This window comes from Reyranella sp. (assembly GCF_050185545.1).
In the GTDB taxonomy this organism is placed as follows: Bacteria; Pseudomonadota; Alphaproteobacteria; order Reyranellales; family Reyranellaceae; genus Reyranella.
Genome location: NZ_JBFWZI010000291.1, coordinates 1 through 6,394 on the forward strand (window position 1 = coordinate 1; position 6,394 = coordinate 6,394).

Sequence of the window (6,394 nt, forward strand, 5' to 3'; positions counted from 1 at the left end):
CAGGGGCTGGAGCTCGACGCCCGCATCATGGGCACAACACAGGCTTTGCAGGGCCGTGCCCTCATAGGCGTCAAAAAGGACCCCACCCTGAGGAGCGACCCGGAAGGCCGCGTCTCGATTCGGGTTAAGTAACCTCCGCCCTTTGGTCAGCAACCGTGAAGCGTATCGCGACATCGCTTTTCCAACGATCTCCTGTGTCGCCCATCCTTCGAGACGGTCGCTACGCGACCTCCTCAGGAGGACTTTGTCGGGCTTTCGACCGCCTCTGGGGCCGTGCCCTGCCGGGCTCGTCGCTGCGCTGACGAAGCGGCGACCTTCAGTGCTCGGCCGCGTGTCTCGGCGCCGACGGCTGCGCCAGCTTGTCGACCACGGCGATGCCGATGGCCGACAGGATGAACAGGCCGTGGATGATCGCCTGCCACATGATGGCGGCCTCGGTGTAGGTCGACCTCTCGGTGCCGAGGCTGCCGGCCTCGATGAAGGTGCGCAGCAGGTGGATCGAGGAGATGCCGATGATCGCCATCGCCAGCTTGATCTTGAGCACGCTGGCATTGACGTGGCTCAGCCATTCCGGCTGGTCGGGATGGCGGTTGAGCTCCATGCGCGACACGAAGGTCTCGTAACCGCCGACGATCACCATGATCAGAAGGTTGGAGATCATCACCACGTCGATCAGCCCCAGCACGATCAGCATGGCCTGCAGCTCGGTGACTGTCGCGGTGGTCATCACCAGGTGCAGCAGCTCCTTGAGGAACAGGTAGACATAGACGACCTGGGCCACGATCAGCCCGAGATAGAGCGGCAGTTGCAGCCAGCGCGAGGCGAAGATGAGCCGCGGAATGGGCTTTAGCCCGCGCGGGTCGCGATCATCGTAGCTGTGTCCCGGACCGGTCATGTCGTACCTGCTGAATCGACGAGGAGGCAACGTTCTTAGTTCGGGACGATTGTGACTCCCATGTGACCTTCCTGTGGATTTCGCGGATAAGGGGAGCCCGCTCATTGCCGCCGAGCGGCCCGGCTGAACGCGCGTCGGCAGGGGCGCCGGCTCGCCATGGTGCTATGCAATCGAAGCTTCGCGCGAGACGCCCTGGTCGGTTGCTCCAGCCTACGCCGACGCCGATCGCGCTGGCGCCGGCCGATCTCAGGTGGGAAGCTTGGCCGTCTCGACAAGCCCTGGGAGATCGACATGCCGGTGGTGAGGAACGACGAGGCGCGGGAAATTCCCTGGCGTCCGGGCTATCGCAACTACATCCTGGCGGGCGAGGCGCAAGGCGTCTCGGTGAGCTCCAGCATGGCCGTCCTGGAGAAAGGCGCCGGAGCCCCGCTGCACTTCCACGAGGAGGTCGACGAGGTGATCGTCGTCATCGAGGGCACGCTGGACGTGCGCATCGGCGACGAGCGCCTGCTGGTCGGCAAGAACCAGACGATCTCGGTTCCGGCACGCACGCCGCATGCCTTCACCGTGGTGAGTCCCGAAGGGGCGCGCTTCATCGCCTTCCTGCCCAAGCAGGGCGCGCACATGGCGACACGCTATCTCGAGGGTGGACCGCCGCTGGGCGCCGCCCAGAAATAGGGAACCGCCTACGGCAGGGCCTTCACCGGCTGGCGCAGGATCGTCCTGAGCCTTGCCGCCTCGGTCTTGCGCGGATCGCTCAGATAGATCTCGTGATGGGGTCCGTTGAAGGTCACCCCCTTGCTCGGCATCACCTCGCCATGAAGGCGCGCCAGGACCGGACCTTCCCCGTCATAGCTGCCCACATGCAGGGTCTGGAGCGACAGCCCTTCGCCATAGGGTTCGAGGCGCAGGCTTTTCGGCGGCCGGCCGAGTTTCCTGCCCGTCTTGGCTGCTGCGTTCTCGAACGCATCGCGCGCGACGAACTCCGGGGCCATGATCATCATCGTCCAGCGCCACTGGTTCTTTTCGCGCGTGACGAAGCTCGCGGGATCGTCGGCCCACCATAGTCCTTCCAACGGCGGCACCACGTAGTCCTTGCCGAGCGCCGCCTTCGCGGCGAACTTCATCGCGTAGCTGACCCCATAGAGCCATTCGACAGCCGAACGGTAGGCCGGCGCGGTGTTGGGATCGCCCTCGCCGTCCACCTTCGCGAATTGCATCAGCGGTACCTCGACCGGCACGAATTCCCCGGCGGGCGGGCTGTAGAGCGGCTTGAGCTTCTTCTTGAAATCGATCTTCGCCATCATCCCGCATGTCGCCCTGTGTGGCAGGCTTGGCATCGCTGGCTGGCCGCGGGGTCCCTGGTTCGGACAGGCTGCGGCGATGCCGGCCTACCGGCCAAGCAGCTTCAGCACCGTCAAGATGGCGGTCTGGCCGACGATCAGCATGACGACCCATTTCAGCAGGTCTATCTTGTCGGCCTTCGTCGCCGCCAACAGCTCCCCCTTGAGACCGCCCATATCGCCTCTGAGCGTGCCCATATCGCTTCTGAGCGTGCCCAACTCGCCTCTGAGCAGGCCCAGCTCGCTTCTGAGCTCGACCCGAAGTGCAGCAATGTCGCTCTTGGTGGCCACTTCCTCGCGCAGCGCCTGGTCGAGGCCATCAGCCATCGCGCGGGCCTGAGGCTCGTCGAAGCCTGCCGCCCGGAGCCGATCCACATAAGCGAGCTTGTCGAAGGTCATCGTCGACATCGAAAGTGTTTCCTGAAGTCTAGGACCAAATGACCTACGCCGCCACCGACTGCCGCGGCTCGCTGCGCCGATAGCTCAGCGCCTCGGCGATGTGCAGGCGGCGCACGGCGTCGGAGCCGTCGAGATCGGCGAGCGTGCGGGCGACCCTGAGCGTGCGATGCCAGGCGCGGGCCGACAGACCGAGGCGGTCGGCGGCACGGGCCAGCAGGGCGCGGCCGTCGGCATCGGGCTCGGCGATCGCCGCCAGCAGCGCGCCGTCGGTGTCGGCATTGCAGCGCGGCTTGGACCAGTGGCGCGCCCGCTCCGAGAGCAGGCCCGCCGTCTGATCGGGCTCGACGGTGACGAGCTTGCCCTTGCGGTCGAGCGCGGCCAGCCGCTCGCGCTGCACGGCGCGCGCGGCGGCGACGCGCTGGGCAACCTCGGCCGAGGATTCGCTGGGTGGCGGCAGGGCGAGATCGGACGCCGCCACCGGCGGCACGTCGACGGTGAGGTCGATGCGGTCGAGCAGCGGGCCGGAGAGCTTGCCCTGGTAGTCGAGCCCGCAGCGCGGGGCGCGGCCACAGGCCCGCGACGCTTCCATGAGATGGCCGCAGCGGCAGGGGTTCATTGCCGCAACCAGTTGGAAACGCGCGGGATAGGTGACGTGGGCGTTGGCGCGCGCCACCGTCACCCGGCCGGTTTCGATCGGCTGGCGCAGCGCCTCCAGGGCGGCGCGATTGAACTCGGGCAGTTCGTCGAGGAAGAGCACGCCGTGGTGGGCCAGCGACACCTCGCCGGGCCTGGGGCGCAGGCCGCCGCCGACCAGGGCCTGCAGTGTCGCCGAATGGTGCGGATCGCGGAAGGTGCGGCGGCGGCTCAGCCGGCCCTCGCCGAGATCGCCGGCCAGCGAGCGCACCATCGAGGCTTCCAGCGCCTCCTCCGCCTCGAGCGGCGGCAGGATGCCGGGCAGGCGCGCGGCCAGCATCGACTTGCCCGAGCCGGGCGGGCCGATCATCAGCAGGTTGTGGCCGCCGGCGGCGGCGACCTCGAGCACGCGCTTGGCCGTCTCCTGGCCCTTGATCTCGGCGAGGTCGGGATAATGTGCGCGATCCTCCTCCATCAGGGCCTGCGGCGGCGGCAGGGCCTGCTTGCCGCGCAGATGGTTGATCAGGGCGAGCAGCGAAGGCGCGGCGACAATCTGCGGCGGCTCGACGCCGGCGCCGTGGGGGGCGGCGCCGGCGTCGTTCGCGGTCTCGAAGCCGCCCCACGCGGCCTCGCCCCCGCAAACCGCCGGACAGATCACGCCGCGCCCCGCCGCCCGGGCGGCGATCGCCGCGGGCAGGACGCCGGGCACGCGCATCAGCGCGCCGTCGAGGGCCAGCTCGCCCAGCACCACGTAGCCCTCGATGCTCTCGCGCGCGATCACGCCCAGCGCGGCGAGCAGACCGACGGCGATCGGCAGGTCGTAGTGGCTGCCTTCCTTGGCGAGATCGGCCGGCGAGAGGTTGACCGTGATGCGCTGCGGCGGCAGCGCCAGCCCGAGCGCGCGGAACGCCGCCCGCACCCGCTCCCGGCTCTCGCCGACCGCCTTGTCGGCGAGACCGACCAGGGCGAAGCCGACATTCCCCGGCGCCACCAGCACCTGGACGTCGACCGGCAGGACGTCGATACCCTGAAACGAGACGGTCCTGACCTTGGCTTGCATGGCGTTCTCCGACGGCACGGAGAACAATCTATGAACGACGCACTTGAAAGTAAATCAATCTATAGTTGCATTCTGGAACGACATGCGGACAGTCGCGGCGACGAAGGCCGCCGTCCCGTTTACGGAAGGGACCGATGACGATACCGTCCTTCACCGGCGGTGCAACGACCTGGGGAGGAGACGCTCATGGCCGTCTACGACTACGACCTCGGCTCCTACAGCCGGCCCGTCACGACCCGCTCGACGGAGGCCCAGGCGTGGTTCGATCGCGGGCTGGTCTGGTGCTACGGCTTCAACCACGAGGAGGCGGTGCGCTGCTTCGCCAGGGCGGCCGAGGCCGATCCGTCCTGCGCGATGGCTCACTGGGGCATCGCCTATGCGGCCGGGCCCAACTACAACAAGCAGTGGAAGGCGTTCGATCCGGCCGACCTCGAGCAATCGCTGCAGCGCGCCCGCGCGGCGACGCGCCGGGCGCTGGCCCTGGCGAGCACGGCGAGCCCGGTCGAGCAGGCCCTGATCGCGCCGCTGGCCGAGCGCTACCCGTCGGACGACCCCGGCGCGGTAACGGCGGACTGGAACAACCGCTATGCCGCACGACTGCGCGAGGCCCATCGTGCCCATCGCGACGATCCGGATGTCGCGGCGCTGTTCGCCGAAGCGCTGATGAACCGCACGCCCTGGCAGCTGTGGGACATCAGCACGGGCCAGCCGGCCGAGGGCGCCGACACGCTCGAAGCCAAGGCCGTGCTCGAACGGGCGATCGCGCGGCCGGGCGGCATGGCGCATCCCGGCCTGCTGCACTTCTACGTCCATCTGATGGAGATGTCGCCCGAACCGCAGAATGCCCTGCGCGCGGCCGACGCGCTCCGGGGCCTCGTCCCCGATGCCGGCCACCTGGTGCACATGGCGACGCACATCGACGTCCTGTGCGGGTTGTACAAGAGCGTGATCGACGGCAATGGCCGTGCCATCGTCGCCGACCGCAAGTACGCCGCCCGCGCGGGCGCCGACAATTTCTACACCCTCTATCGCTGCCACGATTTCCACTTCCGGATCTACGGCGCGATGTTCCTCGGCCAGCTGCAGCCGGCGCTCGAGGCGGCCGACGACCTGATCGCCAGCCTGCCCGAGGACCTGCTGCGCATCGAATCGCCGCCGATGGCCGACTGGCTCGAGGGCTTCGTGCCGATGAAGCTGCACGTCCTGATCCGCTTCGGCCGCTGGGCCGACATCATCACCCTGCCGCTGCCGAAGGATCGCGACCTCTACTCGGTCACCACCGCGATGACCCACTATGCCCGCGCCGTCGCCCACGCGGCGAGCGGCGACGTGGCGGCGGCCGAGCACGAGGCGCGCGCCTTCGACGCCGCCTACGCGCGCGTGCCGCCCTCGCGCTATCTGTTCAACAACACCTGCCGCGACATCCTGGCGATCGCCGGCGAGATGCTTCTGGGCGAGATCGCCTACCGCAAAGGTCAGTTCGACCGGGCCTTCGCGCATCTCGCCAGGTCGGTCGAGCTCGACGACACCCTGCCCTACGACGAGCCGTGGGGCTGGATGCAGCCGACGCGCCACGCGCTCGGCGCGCTGCTGCTCGAGCAAGGCCATGTCGAGCGCGCCGAGGGAATCTATCGCGCCGACCTCGGGCTGGGTGGGACCCTGCCGCGCGCCTGCCAGCATCCGGAGAATGTCTGGAGCCTGCACGGGCTGCACGAATGCCTGGTGCGGCTCGGCAAGCACGCCGAGGCGCAGATCGTCGCCCAGCGTCTCGCCATCGCCACCGCGTGGGCCGACGTGCCGATCAAGGCGTCGTGCTTCTGCCGGCTGCGGACGGCGGCGTGATCGCCGCCGGACTCGCAATCCCTGGCAAGACTTCGAGGCAGATCGTGACGGCACTAACAACAAGCAGACTCTTCTGCTGGGAGCGCGCCACTCCGATGGCGCTCATCCTCTCGATCACAGAATCCATGAGCGCCCTCGGAGTGGCGCGCTCCCAGCCATGAGTTTCATCCATGAAGGTTAGTCAGCAGACAAGAGTGCGGTATTAGATATCTCGCTCCAAAT

6 protein-coding genes are annotated in these 6,394 nt (G+C 68.2%); 2 read left to right on the forward strand and 4 right to left on the reverse strand.

Annotated elements, in window-relative coordinates:
- Positions 1–316: 316 nt before the first annotated feature.
- Positions 317–895 carry a TIGR00645 family protein gene (locus AB7O82_RS36325; RefSeq protein ID WP_428556149.1) on the reverse strand — a complete coding sequence of 193 codons (579 nt, stop codon included), beginning with the start codon at positions 893–895 and terminating at the stop codon, positions 317–319.
- 291 nt (positions 896–1,186) lie between these two features.
- On the opposite strand from AB7O82_RS36325, the gene AB7O82_RS36330 reads away from it, so the two are divergent.
- Positions 1,187–1,573, forward strand: coding sequence for a cupin domain-containing protein (locus AB7O82_RS36330; RefSeq protein WP_428556146.1), 387 nt, complete (start codon positions 1,187–1,189; stop codon positions 1,571–1,573).
- An 8-nt stretch (positions 1,574–1,581) separates the two neighbouring features.
- On the opposite strand, the gene AB7O82_RS36335 is transcribed toward AB7O82_RS36330, so the two are convergent.
- From AB7O82_RS36335 to AB7O82_RS36345, 3 genes are all read right to left on the reverse strand, one after another.
- Positions 1,582–2,202 (reverse strand): GyrI-like domain-containing protein, encoded by a 621-nt coding sequence (locus AB7O82_RS36335; RefSeq protein WP_428556143.1) that lies wholly within the window; start codon positions 2,200–2,202, stop codon positions 1,582–1,584.
- Positions 2,203–2,286: 84 nt separating this feature from the next.
- Entirely contained in the window at positions 2,287–2,646 is a 360-nt protein-coding gene (locus AB7O82_RS36340; RefSeq protein ID WP_428556140.1) for a hypothetical protein, read from the reverse strand.
- A gap of 34 nt (positions 2,647–2,680) precedes the next feature.
- On the reverse strand, positions 2,681–4,330 hold the full coding sequence (locus tag AB7O82_RS36345) for a YifB family Mg chelatase-like AAA ATPase (protein WP_428621711.1): 1,650 nt from the start codon (positions 4,328–4,330) through the stop codon (positions 2,681–2,683).
- 186 nt (positions 4,331–4,516) lie between these two features.
- On the opposite strand from AB7O82_RS36345, the gene AB7O82_RS36350 reads away from it, so the two are divergent.
- Positions 4,517–6,172, forward strand: coding sequence for a tetratricopeptide repeat protein (locus tag AB7O82_RS36350; protein WP_428556404.1), 1,656 nt, complete (start codon positions 4,517–4,519; stop codon positions 6,170–6,172).
- Positions 6,173–6,394: the final 222 nt, after the last annotated feature.